General features: G+C 61.9%; 25 protein-coding genes. 15 read left to right on the top strand and 10 right to left on the bottom strand.

Annotated elements, in window-relative coordinates; all coding sequences use genetic code 11:
• Positions 1 to 4: 4 nt before the first annotated feature.
• The gene (locus E8M77_RS12780; RefSeq protein ID WP_137131003.1) at positions 5 to 952 is read left to right on the top strand and encodes an ABC transporter substrate-binding protein; all 948 of its coding nucleotides are present in this window, start codon (positions 5 to 7) and stop codon (positions 950 to 952) included.
• Positions 953 to 1067: 115 nt separating this feature from the next.
• Positions 1068 to 1952, top strand: coding sequence for a MurR/RpiR family transcriptional regulator (locus tag E8M77_RS12775; RefSeq protein ID WP_137131002.1), 885 nt, complete (start codon positions 1068 to 1070; stop codon positions 1950 to 1952).
• Between the two features lie 18 nt (positions 1953 to 1970).
• Here E8M77_RS12775 and E8M77_RS12770 read toward each other — a convergent pair whose 3' ends face one another.
• From E8M77_RS12770 to E8M77_RS12755, 4 genes are all read right to left on the bottom strand, one after another.
• Entirely contained in the window at positions 1971 to 2468 is a 498-nt protein-coding gene (locus E8M77_RS12770; protein WP_137131001.1) for a DoxX family protein, read from the bottom strand.
• Entirely contained in the window at positions 2465 to 3247 is a 783-nt protein-coding gene (locus E8M77_RS12765; protein WP_137131000.1) for a DNA-binding domain-containing protein, read from the bottom strand. Before E8M77_RS12765 ends, E8M77_RS12770 begins: the two co-directional genes overlap by 4 nt.
• Complete coding sequence (locus tag E8M77_RS12760) at positions 3244 to 4122, bottom strand: DUF692 domain-containing protein (protein WP_137130999.1); 879 nt, start codon at positions 4120 to 4122, stop codon at positions 3244 to 3246. Before E8M77_RS12760 ends, E8M77_RS12765 begins: the two co-directional genes overlap by 4 nt.
• Before the next feature lie 65 nt (positions 4123 to 4187).
• Entirely contained in the window at positions 4188 to 4475 is a 288-nt protein-coding gene (locus tag E8M77_RS12755) for a DUF2282 domain-containing protein (RefSeq protein ID WP_137130998.1), read from the bottom strand.
• Positions 4476 to 4678: 203 nt separating this feature from the next.
• Between E8M77_RS12755 and E8M77_RS12750 the strand changes: the two genes are divergently transcribed.
• The 6 genes from E8M77_RS12750 to E8M77_RS12725 all read left to right on the top strand — a co-directional run bounded on the left by E8M77_RS12750 (position 4679) and on the right by E8M77_RS12725 (position 11289).
• A complete protein-coding gene (locus E8M77_RS12750) occupies positions 4679 to 5587 on the top strand; it encodes a LysR family transcriptional regulator (RefSeq protein ID WP_137130997.1) in 909 nt (302 codons plus the stop codon).
• Between the two features lie 124 nt (positions 5588 to 5711).
• Positions 5712 to 6872, top strand: coding sequence for an ABC transporter substrate-binding protein (locus tag E8M77_RS12745; RefSeq protein ID WP_137130996.1), 1161 nt, complete (start codon positions 5712 to 5714; stop codon positions 6870 to 6872).
• Between the two features lie 193 nt (positions 6873 to 7065).
• Positions 7066 to 8055 carry an ABC transporter ATP-binding protein gene (locus E8M77_RS12740; RefSeq protein WP_137130995.1) on the top strand — a complete coding sequence of 330 codons (990 nt, stop codon included), beginning with the start codon at positions 7066 to 7068 and terminating at the stop codon, positions 8053 to 8055.
• The gene (locus tag E8M77_RS12735; protein WP_137130994.1) at positions 8052 to 9005 is read left to right on the top strand and encodes an ABC transporter permease; all 954 of its coding nucleotides are present in this window, start codon (positions 8052 to 8054) and stop codon (positions 9003 to 9005) included. The genes E8M77_RS12740 and E8M77_RS12735 overlap by 4 nt, the downstream gene beginning before the upstream one ends.
• Complete coding sequence (locus E8M77_RS12730; protein WP_137130993.1) at positions 8995 to 9810, top strand: ABC transporter permease; 816 nt, start codon at positions 8995 to 8997, stop codon at positions 9808 to 9810. Before E8M77_RS12735 ends, E8M77_RS12730 begins: the two co-directional genes overlap by 11 nt.
• 54 nt (positions 9811 to 9864) lie before the next feature.
• Positions 9865 to 11289, top strand: a complete 1425-nt coding sequence (locus E8M77_RS12725; RefSeq protein WP_137130992.1) for a gamma-aminobutyraldehyde dehydrogenase — start codon at positions 9865 to 9867, stop codon at positions 11287 to 11289.
• 34 nt (positions 11290 to 11323) lie between these two features.
• Here E8M77_RS12725 and E8M77_RS12720 read toward each other — a convergent pair whose 3' ends face one another.
• Positions 11324 to 11986, bottom strand: coding sequence for a GntR family transcriptional regulator (locus E8M77_RS12720; protein WP_137130991.1), 663 nt, complete (start codon positions 11984 to 11986; stop codon positions 11324 to 11326).
• Between the two features lie 355 nt (positions 11987 to 12341).
• Between E8M77_RS12720 and E8M77_RS12715 the strand changes: the two genes are divergently transcribed.
• From E8M77_RS12715 to E8M77_RS12695, 5 genes are read left to right on the top strand one after another with little or no spacing between them, the layout of a single operon-like run.
• Complete coding sequence (locus tag E8M77_RS12715; protein WP_170975843.1) at positions 12342 to 13601, top strand: NRAMP family divalent metal transporter; 1260 nt, start codon at positions 12342 to 12344, stop codon at positions 13599 to 13601.
• 25 nt (positions 13602 to 13626) lie between these two features.
• A complete protein-coding gene (locus E8M77_RS12710; RefSeq protein WP_137130990.1) occupies positions 13627 to 14391 on the top strand; it encodes a 5-oxoprolinase subunit PxpA in 765 nt (254 codons plus the stop codon).
• A 20-nt stretch (positions 14392 to 14411) separates the two neighbouring features.
• Positions 14412 to 15218 (top strand): putative hydro-lyase, encoded by an 807-nt coding sequence (locus E8M77_RS12705; RefSeq protein ID WP_137130989.1) that lies wholly within the window; start codon positions 14412 to 14414, stop codon positions 15216 to 15218.
• A 7-nt stretch (positions 15219 to 15225) separates the two neighbouring features.
• Positions 15226 to 16821, top strand: a complete 1596-nt coding sequence (locus E8M77_RS12700) for a 5-oxoprolinase/urea amidolyase family protein (RefSeq protein WP_137130988.1) — start codon at positions 15226 to 15228, stop codon at positions 16819 to 16821.
• Between the two features lie 52 nt (positions 16822 to 16873).
• Positions 16874 to 18601 (top strand): biotin carboxylase N-terminal domain-containing protein, encoded by a 1728-nt coding sequence (locus tag E8M77_RS12695; protein ID WP_137130987.1) that lies wholly within the window; start codon positions 16874 to 16876, stop codon positions 18599 to 18601.
• A gap of 90 nt (positions 18602 to 18691) precedes the next feature.
• Here the strand turns inward: E8M77_RS12695 and E8M77_RS12690 are convergent, their stop codons facing one another.
• Genes E8M77_RS12690 through E8M77_RS12670 form a run of 5 tightly spaced genes read right to left on the bottom strand, consistent with a single transcriptional unit; the run spans position 18692 to position 23594 of the window.
• Entirely contained in the window at positions 18692 to 20158 is a 1467-nt protein-coding gene (locus tag E8M77_RS12690; RefSeq protein ID WP_137130986.1) for an aldo/keto reductase, read from the bottom strand.
• A gap of 4 nt (positions 20159 to 20162) precedes the next feature.
• On the bottom strand, positions 20163 to 21134 hold the full coding sequence (locus E8M77_RS12685) for a branched-chain amino acid ABC transporter permease (RefSeq protein WP_137130985.1): 972 nt from the start codon (positions 21132 to 21134) through the stop codon (positions 20163 to 20165).
• A complete protein-coding gene (locus tag E8M77_RS12680) occupies positions 21131 to 22042 on the bottom strand; it encodes a branched-chain amino acid ABC transporter permease (RefSeq protein WP_137130984.1) in 912 nt (303 codons plus the stop codon). Before E8M77_RS12680 ends, E8M77_RS12685 begins: the two co-directional genes overlap by 4 nt.
• Positions 22039 to 22785, bottom strand: coding sequence for an ABC transporter ATP-binding protein (locus E8M77_RS12675; RefSeq protein ID WP_137130983.1), 747 nt, complete (start codon positions 22783 to 22785; stop codon positions 22039 to 22041). Before E8M77_RS12675 ends, E8M77_RS12680 begins: the two co-directional genes overlap by 4 nt.
• Positions 22782 to 23594: an ABC transporter ATP-binding protein gene (locus E8M77_RS12670; protein WP_137130982.1), complete on the bottom strand. Its 813-nt coding sequence runs from the start codon at positions 23592 to 23594 to the stop codon at positions 22782 to 22784. The genes E8M77_RS12675 and E8M77_RS12670 overlap by 4 nt, the downstream gene beginning before the upstream one ends.
• 89 nt (positions 23595 to 23683) lie before the next feature.
• Between E8M77_RS12670 and E8M77_RS12665 the strand changes: the two genes are divergently transcribed.
• Together E8M77_RS12665 and E8M77_RS12660 are read left to right on the top strand one after the other, a co-directional pair.
• Positions 23684 to 24406, top strand: coding sequence for a GntR family transcriptional regulator (locus tag E8M77_RS12665; RefSeq protein ID WP_137130981.1), 723 nt, complete (start codon positions 23684 to 23686; stop codon positions 24404 to 24406).
• Between the two features lie 10 nt (positions 24407 to 24416).
• Positions 24417 to 24764, top strand: coding sequence for a TIGR04076 family protein (locus E8M77_RS12660; RefSeq protein WP_137130980.1), 348 nt, complete (start codon positions 24417 to 24419; stop codon positions 24762 to 24764).
• The last annotated feature ends 2 nt before the right edge of the window (positions 24765 to 24766 follow it).

The following is a 24766-nucleotide window of genomic DNA, read 5'->3' as shown; positions in this document are numbered from 1 at the left end:
CGCCATGAAGCCTCTCATCCTTTCCCTGCTGCTGGCGGTCCTGCCGCTCTTTGCAGCCAATGCACAACCGGTCACGCAGCCGATCACGCTCGTGGACGATCTCGGTCGCACGGTGGTGCTGGCGCAGCCGGCCACGCGCATCGTCTCGGACTATGATGTCGACGTGACCATTCCGCTGATCGAGCTTGGAGTACTGCCAATTGCCAGCCATGGCCGCCTCAACCGGGATGGCAGCCCCTATCTGCGCTCGTCGAAACTGCTCACCGGCGTAGACTTTGACACGGCCGACATCGCCTTCCTCGGCGCGGCAGAAATCGATCTGGAGGCGGTAGCGGCTCTGAAGCCGGACCTTATCATTACCGAGATGTCCCGCTCCACGCCGGTGGCAAAACTGGAGCAGCTGGCGCCGACCCTCGTCGTCAATTCCGATCTCGGCGCGCCTCATGTCTACAGGATGCTTGCCGCCGCCACGGGACGACATACGGAGCTTGCGCGGCTGGAAAGCCGTTACCGTGAGCAGATCGCCCTGTTGAAGGCCGAAATCCAGCCCGAAAAACGGACGGTCTCCGTGTTCCAGCCTCTGCGCGGCAAGCTCAATGTCTATCACAGCTACCGCGCCATCGGTCAGGTGCTGCGCGATGCCGGCTTCCGATTCCCGGCCGTGATGAACGAGATACCGGCGGGCGAAAGCGTCGTCATCAGCGCCGAACGCCTGCCGGATCTCGACGCCGATGTGATTTTCGATCCCTATCGCTCGGACCGCAAGGCCGGCGCCAAGGCCGAGATCGCCGCCATGGAAAAGATCGTGCCCGGCTTCTGCCGGTATTTGTCCGCATGCCGCAACGGGCGCTACATCCTAATTCCGCGCGAAGAAGCCATCTCCAATTCCTATGCCGCCCTGTCGCGCATGGTGGCAACGGTGCAGACAGCCTTTGCGCCCCGACCGGAATGAGCCGAAGATTGCGTCCAGATGGGCCGATTTTGCCCTTCAAACTGTGGGAGAAGTGTGCGAATCCTTGCATCGCCTGCCGGACCTGCCGCGCACAAGGCGCTGACAGGGAAGCCTGATGTCGTTACCCCCCACACCCAACCGTCTCAAGGATCGTTTCGGCGAACAGCTGGCAAAGCGACGCGAACGGCTGTCGCCCGGCCTCCTGAAAGTGGTCGAGTTCATCGATGCGCATCGGCATCGCGTGCTTGGCCTCTCGGCGCTGGAAATCGGCTTTGAAACCGGCGCCTCCGATGCCACGGTCATCCGCGCCATCCAGGCACTCGGCTTCAGCGGCCTGCGCGAATTGAAGGACGTGCTGGAAGCCTGGCTCGGCGAGACGGATTCGCCGATCGAGAAGATGGCAGCGACGTTGCGCGACGTCGATGGCCATGTGAGCCACGCCATAGACTTCGTGCTGCAGACAACCGCCGCCACGGTGGAGACCCTGTCTTCGAGCGAAAACCGCCAGGCGCTGAGCGGTATAACCCGCCTCTTCACCACAGCCGAGGCGGTTGCCATTTTCGGCATCGGCGCCTCGGGCATCATTGCAGACTATGGCGCAAGGCTGTTCAGCCGCTCGGGCGTGCCGAGCTATGCCCTCAATGCCACAGGCATATCACTTGCCGAACAGCTGCTTGCCATGCGCCCCGGCCAATTGCTGATCATGCTTTTGCATGGCCGTGCGCATCGTGAAGCGATGGCAACCATTGCGGAAGCGGAACGGCTGAGCATTCCGATCGTCATGGTTCTGGGCAAAGCCGACAGCCCCTTGCGCAATCATGCCGCCGAAGTGCTAGTTCTGCCGCGGGCAAAATCCGAACACGTGGCACTGCACGCCCCTTCGCTGATCGCAATCGAACTGCTGCATATCACCTATTCGGCTGTGCGCCCCAAGGCCACGCTGGATTCCCTCGAACGTCTGATCGAGCTGAGAACGCTGATCAGGCCAAGCGCCAAGTGAAAACATGTGCCGGGCAGATCAGGCCCGACGTTGCATCAGCAAGCCGTCCAGTGCGATCCGGCCTCCCCCGAACACCACGAGCGTCAGCGCCATGGCCGCCCAGGGCAGATGGAAATTCGCCCAGCCGTCCGGAATGGTCAGCTGGATGATCGCCGTCATGACAAGCAGGCCAAGAGCGGCAAAGCGTGTGCCAAAACCAAGGACCAGCAAGATCGGCAAAAGCAGTTCAGCGATCCCCGAAGCACCCGCCATAACGAGCGGAAACGGATAGGCGATCTCGCTGCCGAAGATATGCAGCTTGAACTCCTCTTCGAAGAGATAGCGGGCGCCTTGCGACAGCGTCAGGAAGCCATCCCATTTCGTCAGCCCCGAATTGAAGAACGGAACGGCAAGCGCAAAGCGTAAGGCGAGAAGCGGCAGCGATGGAGGGATGCGCGACAGAAGGGTATTGGCACCCGTGACCAGCGAGACAAGGGCGGGACGCGTGGTGTGCGTTTCGGTGGCTTGCGTCTTCATGGGTTTGATCCTTTATCCGGATGGAAGGCGCAAAATGCACCGAGATTGACAAGGCCCAATAGCGCCGCGCCGAAATCGAACTCGGGGGCTGCGGCAAATGCCGCTTGGGCTGCCTCGCCCAAAGAGGCTCCGTTCAAAAGGAATGCGGCAAAGACGGCGTCCTGCGGTGGCAGAATGCAGACATCGACATCCATGTGCGGCCGCAGCACCAGAACCGCCTGTCCATACCAGTCGCTCACGGGCATGACTTCGTCCTGCTGATGCGCATTCCAGATGGAACCCACGGGAAAATCCGACCGGATCAGCCGGACTGACGGATGGGCGACAAGGCGCAAGTCGGGCAGTATTTCGGGAGAGACTTCGGCAAGGGCTGCAAGATCGAGCGGCACGGCATCCGCCGCATGGTAGGCCTGCGTCCAGGCTACCTCGATGCGGGCCAGATCAGGCAGGTAGGGAAGGCCACCGGCGGGTGGAAATGCGGCTACGAAATCGGGAAAATCATCGCCATAGTCGATGATCAGCGGGGAGCGTGGTTTGTGATCCTGGGCATAGGCACGCGCCATGCCGGCAAAGAAATCGGTGCCGACAAGCTGCTCCGTCACCACAAAGCGTTGCGCCAGCGCCCCGGTCAACCCGACAAAGACATTGTTGCGGTAGACAGCAAAGCGTGCGGCATCTGCCATGCCGCGGGCGGTGGTAATACCCGGCGGCAGCGGTTGGTCCGCATGCAGCAAGGCGGCTGCAAACGCGTCCTGACTTTCAGCAAAGCCCGTGATCATGCGGCACGCCCCTTGGCATGCTGCAGAGCGGCTGCCGACAGCATGGCATCGGCGCGTGCCGCCTCTGCATTCAGCGTGGCAAAATCGGGAACGTCATTGTCCCATTCAATCAGGGTGGGCAATGGACCGCTGCGCGCCAATGTGTAGCGATAGAGTTCGATCACGTCATTCCTGACCGACGTGCCATGCGCATCGATCAGCAGTCGGTCGCCGGCAGCATCCGTCGTCTCGTCATAGCCGGCAAGATGGATCTCTCCCACGAGCTCGACTGGAAAACGATCGATATAGGCAAAGGGATCGAGCCGGTGATTGACCGCCGAAACCATCACATTGTTGACGTCCAGCAGAAGGCCACAGCCGGTACGCTGCGCAATGGTCGCCATGAAATCCACCTCGTCGATCGTGCTGTCGGCAAACAGCACATAGGTCGATGGATTTTCGAGCAAAAGTGGCCGGCCCAGCGTCTGCTGTGTCTCATCGACATGCGCCACGACACGCGCCAGCGTTTCTTCCGTATAAGGAACAGGCAGTAAATCGTTGAGGAAGCCCGTTTCATGCGTTGACCAGGCCAGATGTTCGGAAAAGCTCTGCGGCCGGTAGCGATCGATCAACTGGCGAAGGCGCGCCAGATGCGCCTTGTCGAGCCCGCGGGCCGCCCCGATCGACAATCCAACGCCATGTAGCGAAAGCGGATAGAGCGCTGCAATCTCTTCGAGATAGCGATGCGGTGGTCCGCCTGCGCCCATATAGTTTTCCGCATGCACTTCAAAGAAGCCGACATCCGGCCGGTCGGAGAGGATCGTCTTGTAATGCTCTGGCTTCAGGCCAAGGCCGGCGCGCTGCGGCAGGGTTTTGACGGGTCGTGATGTGGTCATGGCGGCTCTCACTGTATGATAGCAAGGGTGCGGAGGCCCGGTGACCGGACCCCCGCCTTGGGAGATCAGCCCTTCTTCGGCGTCAGCATGCCCATGTGGCCATTGACATTCATCGAGGTGCAGGTACCGGCCGGCACGGCCTTCCAGGCATTGCCCTGATAGTCCATGGTGGAGGTGCCGGCGCAGGTGGTTCCGGCGCCAGCGGCGCAATCATTCTTGCCCTTCAGCGCAATGCCGTAGCACTTTTCGTTGCCAACCATTTTCTCGGCAGGAAGCGGTGCAGCGAAAGCAACAGAAGCAAATGCGGTGGCGAGCGAGCCGGCGAGCGTAAGAGCGAGAGTGGAACGGATCATGGGTGATCTCCTCTAGGAATATCCGCAAGCCGGTCATCGGCTGCGTACCCCTGTCTTCGCCAGCAAGGTCGGAACTGTTACGGAAAACCGACAACACGAGTTCGTGAATGTTCTCCTTCGCCTGGGCTCGCGCCCTATCGGAAGGGCATCATGCGGGCGCCGACGGCGCTTGCCTCGCAGGGGCTGGCGATGCTTTATGGGGCATGGCCTTCACATTCCGTCAGTTGCAATATTTCATCGCCGTGGCGGAACAGGGCTCGATCACTCGTGCGGCCCAGAACCTGTCGATCTCGCAATCCTCCATCACCGAAGCGATCAAGGAGCTGGAGGCGGATCTGGGCGTGGAACTGTTCGAGCGCCATCCGCGCGGACTGACCATCACCCATAACGGCCACCAGTTCCTGCGCCATGCCACCAAGATCCATGCGGGCGTATCGGATGCCCGCAACGCCTTTTCCGGGCCAAGGCGGGTGGAAGGCGGCAAGCTCAACATTGGCGTCACCTCGCTGGTCGCCGGCTATGTCCTGTCTGATCTTCTCGCCCGCTATCGCCGGGCCTGTCCGGGTGTCGATATCTCAGCCATGGAGGACAACGGCTCCTATCTGGAGCATCTGCTGATCGGCGGCGAACTGGATGTGGCGGTGATGGTGATTTCCAACCTGCGCGACCGCATGGCGCTGCAGGCGGAAATTCTTGAAACCTCGCCCTATCGCCTCTGGCTTCCCATGGGCCATCCGCTGGTCTCTGCCGATATCATCACGCTCACCGACGTGGCCCGCGAACCGCTGATCATGCTGACCGTCGATGAGATTGAGGAAAACACCGGCAAGCTTTTGTCTGCGCTCGGTGCGCGCCCGCATGTGGCGTTTCGCACCCGCTCGGTGGAAGCAGTGCGCAGCCTGGTGGCCACCGGCGCCGGCGTGGCGCTTTTGCCGGATCTCGTCTACCGCCCCTGGTCGCTGGAAGGTGACCGTATCGAAAGCCGCGACGTATCCGGCTCTCTGCCCGTCGTGCAGGTGGGCATGGTGTGGCGCAAGGGTTCCAGCCTTGCCCAGTCGGCCCGTGATTTCATCGGCATTGCCGAGGCCATGCGCAGCGGGCGCACCCGCTGACATATCCGATATCGGTAAAACCGATATCGGCGTTCTGGTAAATGAATTTGCGAAGGCGAAAATTTCGTCGCACCTTTCATGCGGGAACAAAGGCCGTAACATCGGCATCGAACGGGAGCCTGCCATGAAGTCGTTCTTGAAGACTTGCACCACCCTTTCCGTATTCTTGAGTTTCACCAGTGCCAGCATTGCGCAGGAACCGCTAAAGGCCATCGGCCCCGGCGAAGGCGCGCTCTCCTTCGTTGCCTGGGCCGGCTATATCGAGCGCGGCGAGACCGACAAGAACTATGACTGGGTAACGAAATTCGAAGCGGAAACCGGCTGCAAGGTTTCCGTGAAGACAGCCGCCACTTCCGATGAAATGGTGGCGCTGATGAACGAGGGCGGCTTCGACATCGTCACCGCCTCCGGCGACGCATCGCTGCGACTGATCGCCGGCAAGCGTGTTCAGCCGATCAACACTGCCCTTATTCCCAGCTGGAACACGCTGGACGAGCGCCTGCAGAATGCACCCTGGCATACGGTGAAAGGCGCCCATTACGGCGTGCCCTATGTCTGGGGGCCGAATGTGCTGATGTACAATACCGATGCCTTCAAGGGCGAGGCGCCAAAGAGCTGGAAAGTCGTCTTCGAGGAAATGACCCTGCCGGACGGCAAATCCAACAGTGGCCGCGTGCAGGCCTATGACGGCCCGATCTATGTGGCTGATGCCGCGCTATACCTGATGGCACACAAGCCGGAACTGGGCATCAAGGACCCTTATGAGCTGAACGAAGAGCAGTATAAGGCAGCGCTGGACCTCTTGCGCGGCCAGCGCAAGCTGGTGGGTCGCTACTGGCACGATGCGATGATCCAGATTGACGACTTCAAGAATGAAGGCGTCGTGGCTTCCGGCTCCTGGCCTTTCCAGGTCAACCTGCTGCAAGCGGAAAAGGCAAAGATTGCCTCCACCTTCCCGGAGGAAGGCACAACCGGCTGGGCCGATAGCACCATGCTGCATGTGGATGCCGAGCACCCCAATTGCGCCTATAAATGGATGGAGCATTCGGTCTCGGCCAAGGTTCAGGGCGATGTGTCCGCCTGGTTCGGCGCCAACCCTTCCGTTCCCGCCGCCTGCAAGGGCAATGCGCTGTTGACCGATGAGGGTTGCGCCACCAACGGCTACAACAACTTCAGCCGGATCCGCTTCTGGAAGACACCGACCAGCAAATGCGAAAGCCAGGGTGAATGCGTACCCTATCACCGCTGGGTTTCCGATTATATCGGCGTAATCGGCGGGCGCTAAGCCATAGGCAGGGCCGCGAGCCCTTCAACCCAGCCCTCTCCCTGTAAACGGGGAGAGGGACTTGCCCCGAAGCCTCCGCTCCTGATGTCACCAGCCGAAGCCTCGCAAGGCCGGCTTACGCATGCCCTTCTCTCCCCCTGTGGCGAGAAGGGATGGCAGGCGAATGACGGGCCGCACACACACTGGAGCTTCCATGACCGCAGCCGTCTCTTTCTCCAAGGTCTCGCGCCATTTCGGCAGCGTCCGGGCCGTCGATGCGGTGGATCTGGTCGTTCAGCCGGGCGAATTCTTCGCCATGCTCGGGCCGTCCGGCTCCGGCAAGACCACCTGCCTGCGACTGATTGCCGGCTTCGAACAGCCGAGCGCCGGTCATATCGAGATCTTCGGCGAAACCGCCGAGGGCGTGCCACCCTATCGGCGCAATGTGAACACGGTATTCCAGGACTATGCTCTGTTTCCGCATCTGAGCATTCTCGACAATGTCGCCTATGGGCTGATGGTGAAGGGCATGGGCAAGACCGAGCGCCACCGGCAGGCGGAACAGGCGCTGGAAATGGTAAAGCTGCCCGGCTACGGCACGCGAAAGCCCGGCCAGCTCTCCGGCGGCCAGCGCCAGCGCGTGGCGCTGGCCCGCGCTCTCATCAACCGGCCGCGCGTTCTGCTGCTGGACGAACCGCTCGGCGCGCTGGACCTCAAGCTGCGCGAGCAGATGCAGGAGGAGTTGAAAAGCCTGCAACGCAGTCTCGGTATCACCTTCATCTTCGTCACGCATGACCAGAGCGAGGCCCTTTCCATGGCAGACCGTGTCGCCGTGTTCAACAATGGCCGGATCGTGCAGGCCGCCTCGCCGCAGGAGATCTACAGCCGCCCGAAAACCCGCTTCGTGGCCGATTTCGTCGGTTCCTCGAATGTCATCGATCCGGCTGCCATGGCCCGTTTCGGTGGGTTGGAACGCTGGGCAAGCCTGCGCCCGGAAGCAATATCGATAGGGGCTGAGGGACAGTTGCGGGCCAATGTCCGTTCATCCAGTTTTCTGGGCGCGGCAACGCGGGTCAGCGTCCTTGCCGAGGGCGTCAGCCTGTCGGTCATGGTGCCGGCGGGTCAGCCGGTGCCGGACGTGGGTGCCGATGTGAACCTTGGCTGGGCACCAGGTGATGTGCATTACATGGATGATGTGGCATGACCGATTTCACCGCCACCCCCGCCATTCGACCTCGACGCGATGGCGTTGCCAGCCGGTTGTCGGATCTTTTCTGGCGACGCCCGCAGCTTCTATTGTTCCTGATGCTGACGCCGCCGCTTCTCTGGCTCGGCATCATCTATGTCGGGTCGCTGCTGGCGCTTCTCCTGCAAAGCTTCTTTGCCATCGATGATTTTTCCGGCCTTGTGACCTATGAATTCACGCTGGATACCTATCGCCAACTGCTGCATCCAGCCAATTTCGATATCATCCTGCGCACGCTCACCATGGCAATCGCTGTCACGCTGGCATCGGCGGTCATCGCCTTTCCGATTGCCTATTATGCCGCCCGCTATGCCAAGGGCCGCTGGAAAGCCTTCTTCTATCTGGGCGTGATGATGCCGCTCTGGTCCAGCTATCTGGTGAAGATCTATGCGTGGAAACTGATCCTTGCCAAGGAAGGCATTGTCACCTGGGTCTTTGCCAAGCTGCATCTGTCCTTCCTGCTTGACGGGCTGCTGGCACTGCCGGTGATCGGCGGCAATTCGCTGTCGATCAGCTATATCGGCACCTTCATTGTCTTCGTCTATATCTGGCTACCCTATATGATCCTGCCAACCCAGGCGGCTCTCGAGCGGGTGCCCGTTACGCTGGTGGAAGCCTCGGGCGATCTGGGTGCCACGCCGGACCAGACCTTCCGCACCGTGCTTTTGCCGCTGGCCCTACCGGGTCTGGTAGCCGGGTCGATCTTCACCTTCTCGCTGACGCTTGGCGATTACATCATTCCGCAGATCATCGGTTCCTCGCGGCTTTTCATCGGCCAGGCCGTCTATGCGCAGCAGGGAACGGCGGGCAATGTGCCGCTGGCCGCCGCCTTTTCGGTCGTGCCGATTGTCATCATGGGCATCTATCTGACGATTGCCAAACGCATGGGGGCTTTCGATGCGCTCTGAGCCGCAAACCGGTGCGAGCTTTCCGCTGAAGCTTGCTGCGGGTGTAGGCATTGCCTTTCTGCACCTGCCCATCCTCCTCATCCTCGTCTATGCCTTCACCACGGAAGAGAAGAGCTTCCAGTGGCCGCCGCCGGGCCTGACGCTGAAATGGTTTGCCGTGGCCTGGAATCGGCCGGATGTGTGGGACGCGCTCTGGCTTTCGGTGAAGGTTGCCAGTATTTCCACCATCATTGCGCTGGTGCTTGGAACGCTTGCGGCCGCGGCTGTGTCGCAGACACGCTTCTTCGGTCGCGAGGCAATTTCCCTGCTTGTGATCCTGCCGATTGCCCTTCCCGGTATCATCACCGGCATTGCGCTGCGCTCTGCCTTTTCGCTTGCCGATATTCCCTATTCCATGTGGACGATCATTCTCGGCCACGGCACATTTTGCGTGGTGGTGGTCTATAACAATGCCGTGGCGCGGTTTCGCCGCACATCCGGCTCGCTGATCGAGGCCTCGATGGATCTCGGCGCCGATGGTTTCCAGACCTTCCGCCACATCATTCTGCCCAATATCGCGACTGCACTTCTGGCAGGCGGCATGCTGGCCTTTGCGCTATCCTTCGACGAAGTGATCGTCACCACCTTCACCGGTGGCCAGCAATCCACCCTGCCGATCTGGATGCTGCAGGAACTGATCCGCCCGCGCCAGCGCCCGGTTACCAATGTGGTGGCTGTGATCGTGGTGCTGGTGACATTCCTGCCCATTCTGGCCGCCTTCTACCTGACCCGCGATACCGACGAGGTTGCGGGCAGCGGAAAATGACGGGGCATGCCCCATGACGATTAACGAGTGACAGATGACAGACGGGAGCGCATCATGAACACGGACATGCTGATCGGGGCATCCTTCGTTGCGGGTACTGAGATCGAGGAAAAGATCCTGAACCCGAAGACCGGCGAGACGATCATCGACCTGCCGGAGGCGTCTCTGGCGCAGATCGACGCTGCAGTCGATGCCGCCGACAAAGCCTTTGACCGCTGGGCCTCAACCACGCCGGCGGAACGCTCCGCCTATCTTCTGGCGATTGCCGATGCCATCGAAAAGGATGCCGACGGCTTTGCGGCGCTGGAAGCGCTCAATTGCGGCAAGCCGATCAACGCGGTGCGCAATGACGAAATTCCAGCCGTGGTGGATTGCTACCGCTTCTTTGCCGGCGCCATCCGCACATTGCAGGGGCCGGTAGCCGGCGAATATCTGCCAGGCCATACCTCGATGATCCGCCGTGATCCCGTCGGCATTGTCGGCTCCATCGCACCGTGGAACTATCCGCTGATGATGATGGCATGGAAGCTTGCCCCCGCACTTGCCGGCGGCAATACCGTGGTGTTCAAGCCTTCCGAGCAGACGCCGCTGACGGCGCTGAAAATGGCAAAGCTTCTGGCCGATATCCTGCCGGAAGGCGTGGTGAATGTCATTCTGGGGCGCGGCGACAGTGCCGGCAACGCGCTGATCAATCACCCGAAGATCAGCATGGTTTCCATCACCGGCGATATCGCCACCGGCAAGAAAGTGCTGGTCGCCGCCTCGAAAACCGTCAAGCGCACGCATCTGGAACTCGGTGGCAAGGCGCCTGTCATCCTCTATGACGATGCCGATATCGACGCCGCCGTCGCCGCCATCCGCACCTTCGGCTTCTACAATGCCGGGCAGGATTGCACGGCGGCCTGCCGCATCTATGCCGCCGACAAGATCTACGAGAAATTCGTCGCCGATCTTGCCGCCGCCGTCTCCACCATTCGCTACAACCTCGCCGACGATACGCAGAACGAAATCGGCCCGCTGATTTCCAAGCGCCAGCGCGACCGGGTGGAAAGTTTCGTGGCCCGCGCCGCCGAGCACAGCCATATCGAGGTCGTCGCCGGCGGCAAGGTGGCAAGCGAAAACGGCTTCTTCTACACACCGACCGTGGTGGCCGGCGCAACGCAGGAAGACGAAATCGTACGCCGGGAAGTGTTCGGCCCGGTGGTTTCCGTGACGCGGTTCAAGGAACAGGAAGAGGCGATCGCCTGGGCCAATGACAGCGATTACGGCCTGGCCTCATCAATCTGGACCAAGGACATTTCCCGCGCCATGACCACAGCCACGAAATTGCGCTACGGCTGTACCTGGATCAACACGCATTTCATGCTGTGCAACGAGATGCCGCATGGCGGCATGAAACAATCCGGCTATGGCAAGGATCTCTCGCTTTACGCACTGGAAGATTACACCGCCGTGCGCCATGTGATGATCGCCCATTGAGGCCGGCGGGCAAGGCGCCGGCCGGCGGGAATTCTCAGGCCTGCGGTTCGATCCGGGAAAAGGCGGCAAGCACCGTGCGTTCGGATTGCGCCAGATAGGCTTCGAGCGCCGATGCGGCGGCCTCCGTATCGCCGGCCTCGAGCTTTTCGAGGATGGCGCCGTTCAACTCCACGTAAGGGGCGTGTAGAAGCTCGGGATCGCGCAGGAGCCCGAAGCTCAGGCGCAGTTCGGCGGCGATCTGCGCATAAAATACGGTGAGCCGCTGGCTATCGGACAGTTCAACGATGGCCGCATGAAACTTCATGTTCTCGCTGCCAACGGTGCCCCAATCGGCAATAGCGCTTGCCGCGCGGGCCCGCTCCACCGCCGCCCGCATGCGGCTGACGGCTGGATGCTTGGGATAGGCGCGCGCCAGAGCCTGGCATTCCACCATGCGGCGCACCCGGTAGATATCGATGATCGACGCCATGCTGGGCGTGGCGACAAAGACGCCGCGATTGGGCTCGTGGCGCAGCAGGCCTTCCTTGGTCAGAAGCCGGAAGGCTTCACGCAACGAATTGCGCGATACTTCCAGATCGGCGCTGAGGGCAGCTTCGGACAGACGCTGCCCGGGCTTCAACTCGCCGCGGATCAGCTTGTCACGGATCTCCTCCGCCAGTCTCGGCGCCAGTGCCGCGTTGCTATCGATTGCTGCCATGCCAATCCCCGAAGCCGACTTTTCCGGCCCGTTGTCGATAGCCTCCTTCGACCATGGGCGACAAGGGTCAGGGCGCCGTTGAAAACATTAAACTCATATTCAACACAGGCATTTCCGGGGTGGCCGCCGGGCAGCCTGCGGATTGCGTCGGGAGATCGGTCAAAAAACGGCCAGAAGGCGGCGATGGCTGCCTAATCAAGCAACATATTGCTCAACATTACGGCACGATAGTAGAACAATAAAATTAAATCGTTGAACAATATTGACAGAATTGTGAAACGAGGCGACGCTGCGTTTGTCGATCATCAATTCCGACCGGGTCCACCCGGCATCCAGGATCAACGGAGAGGGAAACATGGAACAGAACTCAGCAGCGCCGGCCAGTGCCGCGCCCGGCGGCATGTCCACAAAGTCACGCCGCGCCGCATTGACCGCGGCCATCTTCCTGATGGCCACTTCGGCCATCGGACCGGGCTTCATCACCCAGACAGCCACATTTACCACCAAGCTTGGTGCGGCCTTTGCCTTCGCCATTCTCGCATCGATCTTGATCGATTTCGTCGTTCAGTTGAACATCTGGCGGATCGTGACGCTGACCAAAATGCGCGCTTCCGACATTGCCAATGCCGCCATTCCCGGAACCGGCTATCTGCTTGCCGTGCTCGTCATTATCGGCGGCCTGTTCTTCAACATTGGCAATATTGGCGGCTCGGGACTTGGTCTCAATGCCATGCTCGGCATGGACCCCAAATGGGGCGGCGCCATCAGCGCGCTGATCGCCATCGGCATCTTCTCATCGAAGAGTGCGGGCGTTGCCATCGACCGGCTGATCGTCGTGGCCGGTGTCGCCATGATCGCGCTCACACTCTATGTGGCCATCATTTCCGGCCCGCCGATCGGCGACGCCATCTTCCAGACCTTCCTGCCTTCCACCATTGATTTTGCCACGATCACCACGATTGTCGGTGGCACGGTCGGCGGCTACATCACCTATTCTGGCGCTCATCGCCTGCTCGACAAGGGCACGGTCGGCATCGAAAACCTCGGCTCGGTCAACCGCGCAGCCCTCACGGGCATCGCCGTCACCGGCCTGATGCGCTACGTTCTCTTCCTCGCCATTCTCGGCGTTGTGGCAAGCGGCGTCGTCATCGACATATCGGGCAAGGGCGCCAACCCGGCGGCACAGGCCTTCCAGGCAGCTGCCGGCGATGTCGGTTTCCGCATCTTCGGTGCCGTTCTCTGGTTTGCCGCGATCACCTCGGTTATCGGTGCGGCCTATACCTCGGTCTCCTTCATCACCGTCTTCAAGAAGGACATCAGTGAGCGTGCCCGCAACATCGCAACGGTCATCTTCATTGCCGTCTCGCTGTTCTTCTACGTCATCATCACCACGCCCCCGGCACAGATGCTGGTCTTCGTCGGTGGCCTCAACGGTCTGATCCTGCCGATCGGCCTGTCCATCTTCATCTATGCAGGCTGGGCGCGTCCCGACCTGATGGGCGGCTATCGTTATCCGCGCTGGCTGCTGGTGCTGGGCGCCATCACTTGCGCACTCACCTGGTACATGGGCTACAAGTCGATCGGCCCGATCTTTGCGCTGCTGACGGCAGCCTGACATCCAGCAAACAAGGGAGGACGACATGACTGCCATCGATCTCAACAGCGACCTGGGTGAAAGCTACGGCGCCTGGGCCATGGGCGACGACGAGGCCATGCTCTCGATCGTCTCCAGCGCCAATGTCGCCTGCGGCTTTCATGCCGGCGATCCACTCGGCATCTGGAAAACCGTCAAGGCTGCTGCCGAACGCGGTGTCGTCATCGGGGCGCATGTCTCCTATCCCGATCGCGTCGGCTTTGGCCGGCGCGACATGGACGTAACCTCGGCGGAACTTATCGCCGACGTGATCTACCAGATCGGCGCGCTGAAGGGCCTTGCTTCAGCCGCTGGCGTCACCGTCGGCTATGTGAAGCCGCATGGCGCGCTTTACAACCGCATCGCCCATGACCCCAGGCAGGGCCAGGCCGTCATCGATGCCATCAAGACGATCAACCCGAACCTTGTCCTGATGGGACTTGCCGGCGCGCCGATCCTCGATCTCGCCCGCCAATCCGGGCTAAAAGTGGTGGCAGAAGCCTTTGCCGACCGCGCCTATACGCCAAAGGGCGAGCTGGTGTCGCGCCGCGAGGCCGGCTCTGTCCTGCACGACACGGCACTGATCGCCAGACGCATGTTGCAACTGGCAACGGATGGCACGCTGGAAGCCATCGATGGCTCCGTGATCAAGATCGATGCGCAATCGATCTGCGTGCATGGCGACAGCCCCGGCGCCGTTGCCATCGCCCGTGACATTCGCTCAGCCTTCGAGACGGCCGGCATTGCCGTCCGCTCCTTTCTTGCCGCCTGATCCCGTTTCGGAGCCCATCCATGATCGCCCTTGACCATCTCCGCCATGTCGATGCAACGCCTGCCCGCCTGGCCCGTGAGGCCTATCGCGCCGGGCAGATCGCACCGACATCCGGCATTGCACCCGGCTTCACCCAGGCCAACATGATTGTGCTGCCGCGCGACTGGGCCTTTGATTTCCTGCTCTATGCGCAGCGCAACCCGAAGGCTTGCCCCGTGCTCGACGTGTCCGATCCGGGCTCGCATGCGACCCTGCTTGCGCCGGGCGCCGACCTGCGCCGCGATCTGCCGCTCTACCGCATCTGGCGCGATGGCAAACTTGCCGAGGAAACCTCCGATGCCTCGGATGCCTGGGCCGAATATCCGGATCTCGTAAGCTTCCTGATCGGTTGCAGCTTCACTTTCGAGACCCCGATGCTGGATGCCGGCATCGAAATCCGCCACATCACCGACAAGTCGAACGTGCCAATGTATCTGACCAACAGGCCCTGCCGGCCGGCTGGCCGCCTGCATGGCAATATGGTCGTCTCCATGCGGCCGATCCAGGCCTCACGCGTGGCGGATGCCGCCACCATTTCCGGCCGCTTTCCGGCCGTGCATGGCGCGCCGGTGCATGTCGGCGCACCGGAGGAGATTGGCATTGTCGATCTTGCCAAACCGCAATTCGGCGATCCCGTGCGCATCGAACCCGGCGAAGTGCCGGTGTTCTGGGCTTGCGGCGTCACACCACAGGCAGCCGTGATGGCATCCGGCGTACCCTTTGCCATCACCCATGCGCCGGGGCACATGTTCATCACCGACATTCCCGATTCTGCCTACCACGCCTGAGGTCCCGATGCGCTTTCTGCCCGTAAGCCTGACTGTACTGCTTGTCGAACTCAAGGATCTCGACGAGACGTTGGCGCTGTTTGCCTCGCTGGAAGCCGATCCTGTGGAGGGCATCGAGGACATGGTGCCGGCGGCCCGCACGCTGATGATCCGCTTTCGCCCCGACAGGCTGACGCCGGAACGTCTTGCCGCAGACATCGCCCATCGTGACCTCTCGGCAAAGATCGCACCCTCCGACATGCTGGTGGACATCCCCGTCCACTATGATGGCGAGGATCTGGCCGATGTGGCCGCTCTCACCGGGCTTTCGGTCGAGGAGGTTGTTAGCCGCCACACACAAAGCACCTTCACGGTGGCCTTTTGCGGCTTTGCTCCCGGCTTTGGCTATCTGGTGGGCGGCGATCCGGCCTTGCAGGTTCCCCGCCGCCAGAGTCCGCGCACGAAGATCCCCGCCGGGTCAGTCGCCCTTGCCGGCGCGTTTTCCGGTGTCTATCCGCAAAACAGTCCGGGCGGCTGGCAGATCATCGGCACAACGCCCCTCAAAATGTGGGACCTGTCGCGTGACCCGCCGGCATTGTTCCAGCCCGGTTACCGCGTGCGCTTCTTCGATCTTTCCAGAAGGGCAATGGCAGAGGTGGAGAGCACACCAGCGCCGGCAAAACCGCAGAGTGACGCGCAAGCGGGCCTGTCTATCAGGGTGCTTTCCGCGCCCATGCCGGCTCTGTTTCAGGATCTCGGGCGTTTTGGCCAGACGGGCCAGGGCGTTTCGGCTTCCGGCGCGCTTGATCTGGGAGCGTTCAAGGCAGCAAACCGGGTCGTCGGCAATCCGCCCGGCACGCCCTGTCTTGAAATCACGCTGGGTGGCTTTTCCTTTGAAGTCTCGGGCCGGGCCGTCATGGCGCTGACCGGAGCCCCCTGCCCGATCACCATCCGCGATGTAAACGGCCGCGAAATGACGCAGGCGACCTATCAGCCGATTGCGCTGGAAGCGGGTGATGTCGTGACGCTCGGCTTTGCCCTAAAGGGTGCGCGCAGCTATCTCGCCCTTCGCGGCGGCTTTGATATATCGCCGGTACTCGGCAGCGCTTCCACCGATACGCTGGCGGTCGTTGGCCCGGATCCGGTCACTTCAGGTGCTGTCCTGTCGATCAGATCCGATACCGCGCAACTCTCAGCCGTGTCGCTCTTGGAACTGCCGGCCTTCGATCTGCCCATGGCCGGCGAAACGGTGACGCTCGACGTCATCATGGGACCGCGCAGCGACTGGTTTACCGATCATGGCGTGAAGACCTTGAGCGAACAGACCTATGAGGTCACGCCGCAATCCAACCGCGTCGGGATCAGGCTATCGGGGCCAGAAGCCCTGGAGCGCAAGGACAAAGCCGAACTGCCGAGCGAAGGCACGGCAACCGGCGCCATCCAGGTTCCGCATAGCGGTCAGCCTGTTCTGTTTCTCGCCGACCATCCACTGACCGGCGGCTATCCGGTTATCGGGACGGTTGCAGACTATCATCTCGATCTGGCCGGGCAGATCCCGGTCAATGCCAAAATCCAGTTCCGGCCCGTCACCTCCTTTGCCGAGATAAAGCCCGCCAAGGGCTGAACCGCAACGCAGTGACCGCCAGAACCTATCAATGTCAGTGAGGAGACATCCGATGAAGAAAGTGCTGATCGCAAACCGCGGTGAAATTGCCGTGCGCATCATTCGCGCCTGTCGCGATTACGGGCTGCAATCGGTTGCCGTCTATGCCGATCCGGATCTGGACGCCGTTTTCGTCCATCTGGCCGACGAGGCCTATGGCCTTGACGGCAGCCGCCCTGCCGAGACCTATCTCGACATGGACAAGCTGATTGCGATCGCCAAGCGCGCCGGGGCGGATGCCGTGCATCCCGGCTATGGATTTCTCTCGGAGCGCGCCGAATTTGCCCGCGCCGTCCAGCAGGCCGGCCTCACCTGGATCGGCCCTGACCCGCATGTCATCGAGGCGCTGGGCGACAAGGTTGAAGCGCGCCGGATTGCCACAAGCGTTGGCGCGCCGCTGGTTGCCGGCAGCGACGGCCCGGTGGAAACGGCGGAGGAAGTCATCGCCTTTGCAAAGAGCCATGGCCTGCCGGTCGCGATCAAGGCGGCCCATGGTGGCGGTGGACGCGGCTTGAAAGTCGCCTGGAATATGGAGGAAATCCCCGAGCTTTATGCCTCTGCCGTGCGCGAAGCCGAACTTGCCTTCGGGCGGGGCGAATGCTTCCTCGAACGTTTTCTCGACAGGCCGCGCCATATCGAGGCGCAGGTGCTTGCCGACAGCCACGGCAATGTTCTGGTGCTCGGCACGCGCGATTGCTCCTTGCAGCGCCGCAACCAGAAACTCGTCGAGGAGGCACCAGCCCCTTTCCTCAGTGATGAGCAGCGACAGTCGATCCATGACGCGGCCAAGCGCATCTGCGCTGCCGCCGGTTATTCGGGCGCCGGCACGGTCGAATTCCTGCTCGGCGTCGATGGCACAATCTCTTTCCTCGAGGTCAATACCCGCCTGCAGGTCGAGCATCCGGTGACCGAGGAAACCACGGGCATCGACCTCGTCATCGAACAGTTCCGCATCGCAGAAGGCAAGGCGCTTACCATTACCGAGACGCCGGCGCCGCGCGGTCACTCGATCGAATTTCGCATCAATGCTGAAGATCCGGGCCGTGGTTTCCTGCCGACGCCGGGCACAATCAGCCTGTTTGAGCCGCCGTCTGGCCCCGGCGTCCGGCTCGATACCGGTGTCGTGTCCGGATCGACAGTGCCCGGTACATTCGATTCACTGATGGCAAAGCTGATCGTCACCGGTGCAACCCGCGAGCAGGCACTTTCGCGTGCCCGCCGGGCGCTGAAGGAGTTTCGGATCGAAGGGGTCGCGACCGTGCTGCCATTCCACCGCGCCGCCATGGAAAACCCGGATTTTACCGCCGAACAGGGCTTCAAGGTGCATACCCGCTGGATCGAGACGGATTTTGCCGACACGCTGGAGGCCGCCGCCCGGCCGCAACCGAGTGCCGGTGACACACTCATCCGCACCCATGTGGAGATCGACGGCAAGCGCCATGCTCTGGGCATTCCGGCCGCCCTTCTGGCGGGCCTTGGCGGGCTTTCCACGGGCGCAGCAACCGCCGGCCCGGCAAAGGTTGAAGACACAGCCAGCATAACCGCACCAATCTCCGGCACGCTCCAGGCCTTCAAGGTGGAAGATGGCGCAGATGTCGAAAAGGGTGATCTGATCGCTGTCATGGAGGCGATGAAGATGGAAACGCAGGTGACGGCCTTACGCGCCGGGCGCGTGCGCATCACCGCCAGTGCCGGCGCCTATCTGCAGGCCGGAAGCGAGATTGCCCGTTTCGAGGACTGATATCGGATCGGGGACTATCACCCCGTCCTGACGCAGCAGTGCCCTGCGTCAGGATCGATCAAGCGTATTTCGACCGGATCAAGACCCGCTCTATTGCATGACAATGGCTTCGGCCTCGATCTCCACCTCATAATCGCCAATCAGAGCGCCGGCCTCGATCAGCGTATTGGCCGGCAGGATTTCGGAAAAGACGCGGCCATGGGCGCGCGATACGGGCTCCCACTGCGCAGCATCCTTCAGATAGATGCGGGTGCGCACGACGTCCTCCATGCGCCCACCGAGCGCTGTGATGGATGCCGCGATCTTGTCGAGAATATAGGTGGCCTGCGCACCGGGATCACCGGGTGCCACGCAGCGGTCGGCGTCATGCGTCGCCGTCGTGCCCGACACCAGAATGCGATCACCGATGCGCACGGCGCGGCTATAACCGGCAAGCGGTTCCCAGATACTGCCGGACGAGACACGCAGCCGGTTTGCCCGACCCGGCACCGGCGTGGCCGTATAGACCGACGGGATCGCCTCGAGATGGTGGCTGAGGTCGCCGGAGGCAGTGAGGAAGGGCGGCTTTCGGTATTCATCGCCGCAATCGCCGGGGATGGCGGTGCTTGCGGCAAAGGCATCTTCCAGCAGAGCCTTGTCATCCTCGTCCAGCGTGAAGGTAAAGACCTTGAGGTTGTCGTCCCGGTGCTCGTTTTCGCCAAGCCGCGCGCCGATGATGGTGGCGGCCACTGCCGGATGTTCCAGCACCCAGCGGCTGGCGACATTCGATACCGAAACGCCGTGCTTGCGGGCAATATCAGAGGCAGCTGCGAGGATGCCCTGATAGACGGCCCAGCCGCCGGCGGTATCGATGAAGCGCTTGTATTTCGAGCGGCTCCAGTCGGGGATCGAGGCCGGCTCCGGCTGGCCGAGCCATTTTTCAGACAGAAAACCTCCGCAGAGCGTGCCATAGGCAAGAAGCTTCACGCCCGTCTTCTGGCAAAGCGCCGACAGATCCCCCGCCGCACGCCGGTCGATCAGCGAGAAGGACACCTGATTGCTGGCAATCTCGATACCGTCGGCAAGCGCGAGGTTGAGGTGCGCGGCATCGAAATTGGTCAATCCCAAAGCGCCGATCAGGCCTTCCGCCTTCATCGCCTGCATCTCATGCAGGGCATCGAGCCAGGCCGGATGTTCGAAGGTCCACCAGTGGAACTGCAACAGGTCAACCTTATCGGTGCCCAGCCGTTGCAGCCGGTCTTCCACGCCGCGCCGCACTACATCACGGGTCATCGGGCCGGGTTCCGGGCACCATTTGGTGAAGGCGAGCGGCCGTGCGGATGCCGCCGGATAGCGCTTCAGCAGATGGCCGGTGATGATTTCCGCCGATCCATAATGGTCGGCCATATCGAATGTATCGAAACCGGCCTGCGCATAGGCCTGCAATGCGTCTGCCCCCAACTCCGGGTTGATCGTCGTGCCGCTCTTTTCGATATCGGCGACCTGCCAGAGGCCACAGACGAGCCGGCTGATGGTAAGGCCCGGTGCAAGCATGGTGCGTTCGGGATAGATTGGCATTGTATTATTCCTTGGCCGATAGGGGCAATGTGTTGCGCAGGCGGGCAAGCGGGCTTACCTCGCCGAAGAGACCGCGCGGGCGCAGGAGAAGCATCAGGCAGAGCCCGACGCCAATGGCGACGATTTGCAGGGCGGCAGCCTGCGCCTGATCCTCCGGCGGCACGAAGGCGGAGACGGCAGCAGCCGTCAGCGCCCAGAGGCCCCAGACAAGGATGGCGCCGGCAATCGCACCGCGATTGTTGCCGGAGCCGCCGACGATCAGCATGGCCCAGACCTGGAAGGTGAGGATGGGCATGTAATTATCCGGGGCGATGAAGCCGATGAAATGCGCTTGCGCAGCACCGGCCAGCCCCATGATGGCGCCGCCAAGGGTAAAGGCCTGCAGGCGAAAGCGGATGGGCCGCTTGCCGAGCGCCTGCGCCGCCGTTTCATCCTCGCGAATGGCGCGCAGGACGCGGCCCCAGGGACTTTTCGCGACATGCTGCAGGCCAAGATAAAGCCCGGCGATGACGAGCATCAGAAGACCGCAATTGGCAAGGCTGAACAGCAAGGCATCCGCCTGCAGCTGCGCAAAAGGCCGCGGGATGAAGCCGATGCCGAAGGCGCCGCCGGTCAGCGGCTGCAGATTGAGCATGCAAAGCTGCACCGTGACCGCCACGCCGAAAGTGGCAATGGCAAGGTAATCGGCCCGCAGCCTGATCGTCAGCGCACCGACACCCCAGGAAAGCGCACCGGAGACCACAGCTGCCCCCAGCCAGCCAATAGCAATCGGCAGATCGAAGCCGCCGAAACGGTCCGGTGTTTCCGGCGTGGTGAGGATGGCGGACGTATAGGCCCCGACGGCAACGAAGGCAGCGATGCCGACATTGAACAGGCCCGTCATGCCCCATTGCACGTTGAGACCCAGGCAGATGATCGCATAAGTCAGCGCCATGGTGAGAAAGAAGGCGCCGTAGGCGACAAGATCAAGGGTCATGATGCTTTTCCAAACAGGCCGCGAGGACGAACGAGAAGGACGGCAATGAGAATGGCGAAGGAGACCGCCGAGCGCCATTCGGCACCGATGATCTGCACGGTGAAGGCCTCGCACAATCCGATGATCAGGCCGGCAATCATGGCGCCCGGCACCGAGCCAATGCCGCCGAGAATGGCCGCGGCAAACAGCGGCAGCAGCAGGTCATGGCCGAGATAGGGACGGATCTGGATGATCAGGCCGCTCATCATGCCAGCAATGCAGGCAAGTGCGGCACCGAGAAACCAGACAGTGCGGATGACGCGGCGCACATCGATGCCGGCAATGCCGGCAAGCGACGGGTTTTCGCTGACGGCGCGCATGGCCCGGCCGATATCCGTGCGGGTCATCACCAGATGGACGGCAATCACCGAGACCAGCGCCACGACCAGCATGGCCAGCTGGTCCGGCGTGGCGCGCAGGCCGCCGCCGAGCTTCATGGCGATCTGCAGCGCCTGCGTGAAATAGGCGGGCTTGGAGGTAAAGAAGAATTCTAGCAGGCTGCGCAGCGCAAGCGAGGCGCCAAAGCTTGCCATGACCATGATGATGATGGCGCTGCCGCGCCGCCGGAAGCTGGAAAACAGGGCCGCATCGACGGCCAGCGCCAGAAGCCCGGTGAGGATGATGGCGAGGACGGCAGCAATCGGCAGCGACCAGCCAAACGAAAACGGGCCAATGGGCTGTTTGAGCCCGGCGGCAAGAAAGCCGAGCGCGCCGCTGATACCGAGCGCCAGATAGGCGCCCCAGGATAAAAGCTCGCCATGGGCGAAGTTGGAAAAGCGCAGGATCGAATAGGTGAGCGTCACGCCGATGGCACCGAGCCCGATAATGGCGCCGGCAATTAGCCCATCCATGAGGAATTGCGGGTTCATAGGGCGGCCTCGCTCGATACATGCCGTGCCGTGCCGAGATAGATCTTGCCGATCAGCGGATCATCGGCGAGTTCCGCCGGCGTGCCTTCATGGGCAATGCGCCCCTCTGCCAGGATGACGGCACGATCGGCAATCGCCATGGCGGCCTTGACGTTCTGTTCGACGAGAATGATCGTCACGCCATCGCCATTGATGCGCTTGAGCATGGCAAATACCTCGCCAACGGTTTTGGGAGAAAGCCCGGCCGAGGGTTCGTCCAGAATGAGAACCGGCGGATCGAGCGCCAGCGCCCGTGCGACCGCCAGCATCTGCCGCTGCCCGCCGGAAAGGGCGCCGGCCAAACGCGTAGGCTTGATCGCCAGATCCGGAAAGCGGGCAAACAGGGCATCGATCTTGGCGGCGCGCTGAGCCTTGGGCAGAAGAGCCACGGCAATCTGCAGGTTTTCCAGAATGCTCATGCTGGCAAAGACGTTCTCCGTCTGCGGCACGAAGGCCAGACCTTCCGCCAGCTTGCGATGCGGCGCAACCCTGGTGATATCGCGGCCCGCCAGATGGATCGTGCCGGAATGCACCGGCACCATGCCGGCAATCGCCTTGACGAAGGTGGATTTTCCCGCACCGTTCGGCCCCAGAAGTATGACAATCTCGCCCTTCGTGACGGCAAAATCCACGCCACGCACGATCGGCAGATCCGGCTCATAACCCGCCACAAGCAAAGACGTCGCAAGAACGGTATTGGTCATGCGACACCTCCGAGATAGGCTTCAATGACGGCCGGATTGGCCGCGACATCGGCGGGCGATCCTTCCGCCAGTGGCCTGCCGAGCGCCATGGCCACCACGCGCGAGCAGAGCCGCGAGACCATGTCCATGTTGTGCTCGATCAGCAGGATCGATTTTCCCTGTTCGTTGAGCGCCACCACCCGCTCGATGATCACCTCCAGAAGGGCCGGATTGACACCGGCTGCCGGTTCATCGAGCAGGATTACCTGAGGATCGGCCATCAGCACGCGCGCCAGTTCCAGAAGCTTGCGCTGCCCGCCCGACAGCACCCGCGCCGGCTCATGCGCCAGCCGTGAAAGCGTGACGAAATCGAGAAGTGTGTGCGCCTTGTCCAGTGCGGTCTTTTCTTCGCGCCGCACCAGACCGGGGGTGAGGAAGTTGGCAAAGAGCCGCTCGCCATGCTGTTTCTGCGCGCCGACCAGCAGGTTTTCCAGCACGCTCATTTCGGCAAAGGGCCGCGGAATCTGGAAGGTGCGGGCGACGCCATGGGCGATGCGCTTTTCCGGCGGATCGCCCGATACTTCGCGACCGGCAATCCAGATTTCGCCAGCGGTGGGCGCCAAGCTGCCGGCCAGCAGGTTGAACATGGTGGTCTTGCCGGCACCGTTCGGGCCGATCAGCCCGACCATTTCCCCCTGCCCGACCGTGAGCGACATATCGGAAACGACGGTGAGGCCATCAAACCGCTTGGTCAGATGCCGCGCCTCGATGGCAGACGTCGCTGCTGCATTGAAGGGCGGTGCGGGTGGCTGGAATGATTCGGCAGTCATCTTCAAATGAGGCCTTGATTTGATCGGTGATGTTTGATCAAACTTTAGGTCTAAACGAAAATCAACCGATATTTCCTGAAAGGCGCACAATGGCAGGAATGACGGAAACGGTTAGCCAGATGGATGATCTCCTCACCCCCGTCGGGCGAGAGACCGTGCAGGACCGCGTCTATGGCCAGCTGCGCCGCACGCTGATCAATGGCGGATTTTCGGCCGGCGATATGCTGCGCATTGTCGATCTGGCGGACCGGCTGAAGACCAGCACCATGCCGGTACGCGAGGCTCTCGGGCGGCTCGTCTCCGAACAGGCGCTGGAAGCGCTGCCCAACCGCTCGGTGCGCGTGCCGCTGATCACCCGCCAACGGCTGGATGATCTGGAGCGCGCCCGCATTCTCATCGAAGGCCGTCTGGTGGCGCTCGCCTGCACGCGGCTGACGGCGAACGATCTGGAAGGGCTCAAGCAGATCAACCGGGATTGCGAGGCAGCCTTTGCCCGCCACGGCCAGGATATTGCGCCGGTAACCTCGGAAATCAACCAGCGCTTCCATTTCCAGATCTACCGGGCCGCTGGCTCTCAGGTGCTCATCCCCATGGTGGAAAGCCTCTGGCTGCAATCTGGCCCAGTGGTGCGTGCCGCCGCCCATATCCACGACGAACAGGGCGGACTTGCCGCCACCAATCACCATTGGATGATGGTGGAAGCGCTAGAGGCGCGCAATGAGACGGCAGCCGTCGAGGCGCTGGCCAATGATATCGGTCGCTCCTTCGATCTGGTGCGCGGGCGTCTCGATGCCGGCGAGGAAGCAGCATGAGGAGCGAGCAATGAGCAGCCTAGACGATACATTCGAGCTTTTCGACCTGCGGGTCGAGGTCATCGTGCCGGAAGGCGGCAAGGTCTATTGCGGCGCAAAGCCCGGCGATTACTTCGAATTGCAGGGCGAGATGCTGCATATGCCGCCCGGACAGGGCATGTCGATCTATTCGCTTGCCGCCGTACTGCCGCTGCTGGCTGCCAAGCAGCGACCCACTCATGCCCATGACTGGATGACGACGGATGCCGACATTGCCTGTCCCGATCCCAATTGTTCGACGCGGCTGAGGATAAGGCGCACCGGCCTTCGCCGTTTCAGCCATGCGCAAACCACAGCCGTTCCCCTTCAAGAAAAGTAATT

This window comes from Rhizobium sp. FY34 (genome assembly GCF_005222845.1).
Lineage (GTDB): Bacteria > Pseudomonadota > Alphaproteobacteria > Rhizobiales > Rhizobiaceae > Neorhizobium.
Note: the sequence above shows the minus strand (reverse complement) of the source record. Positions and strands in the feature narration are given on the sequence as shown.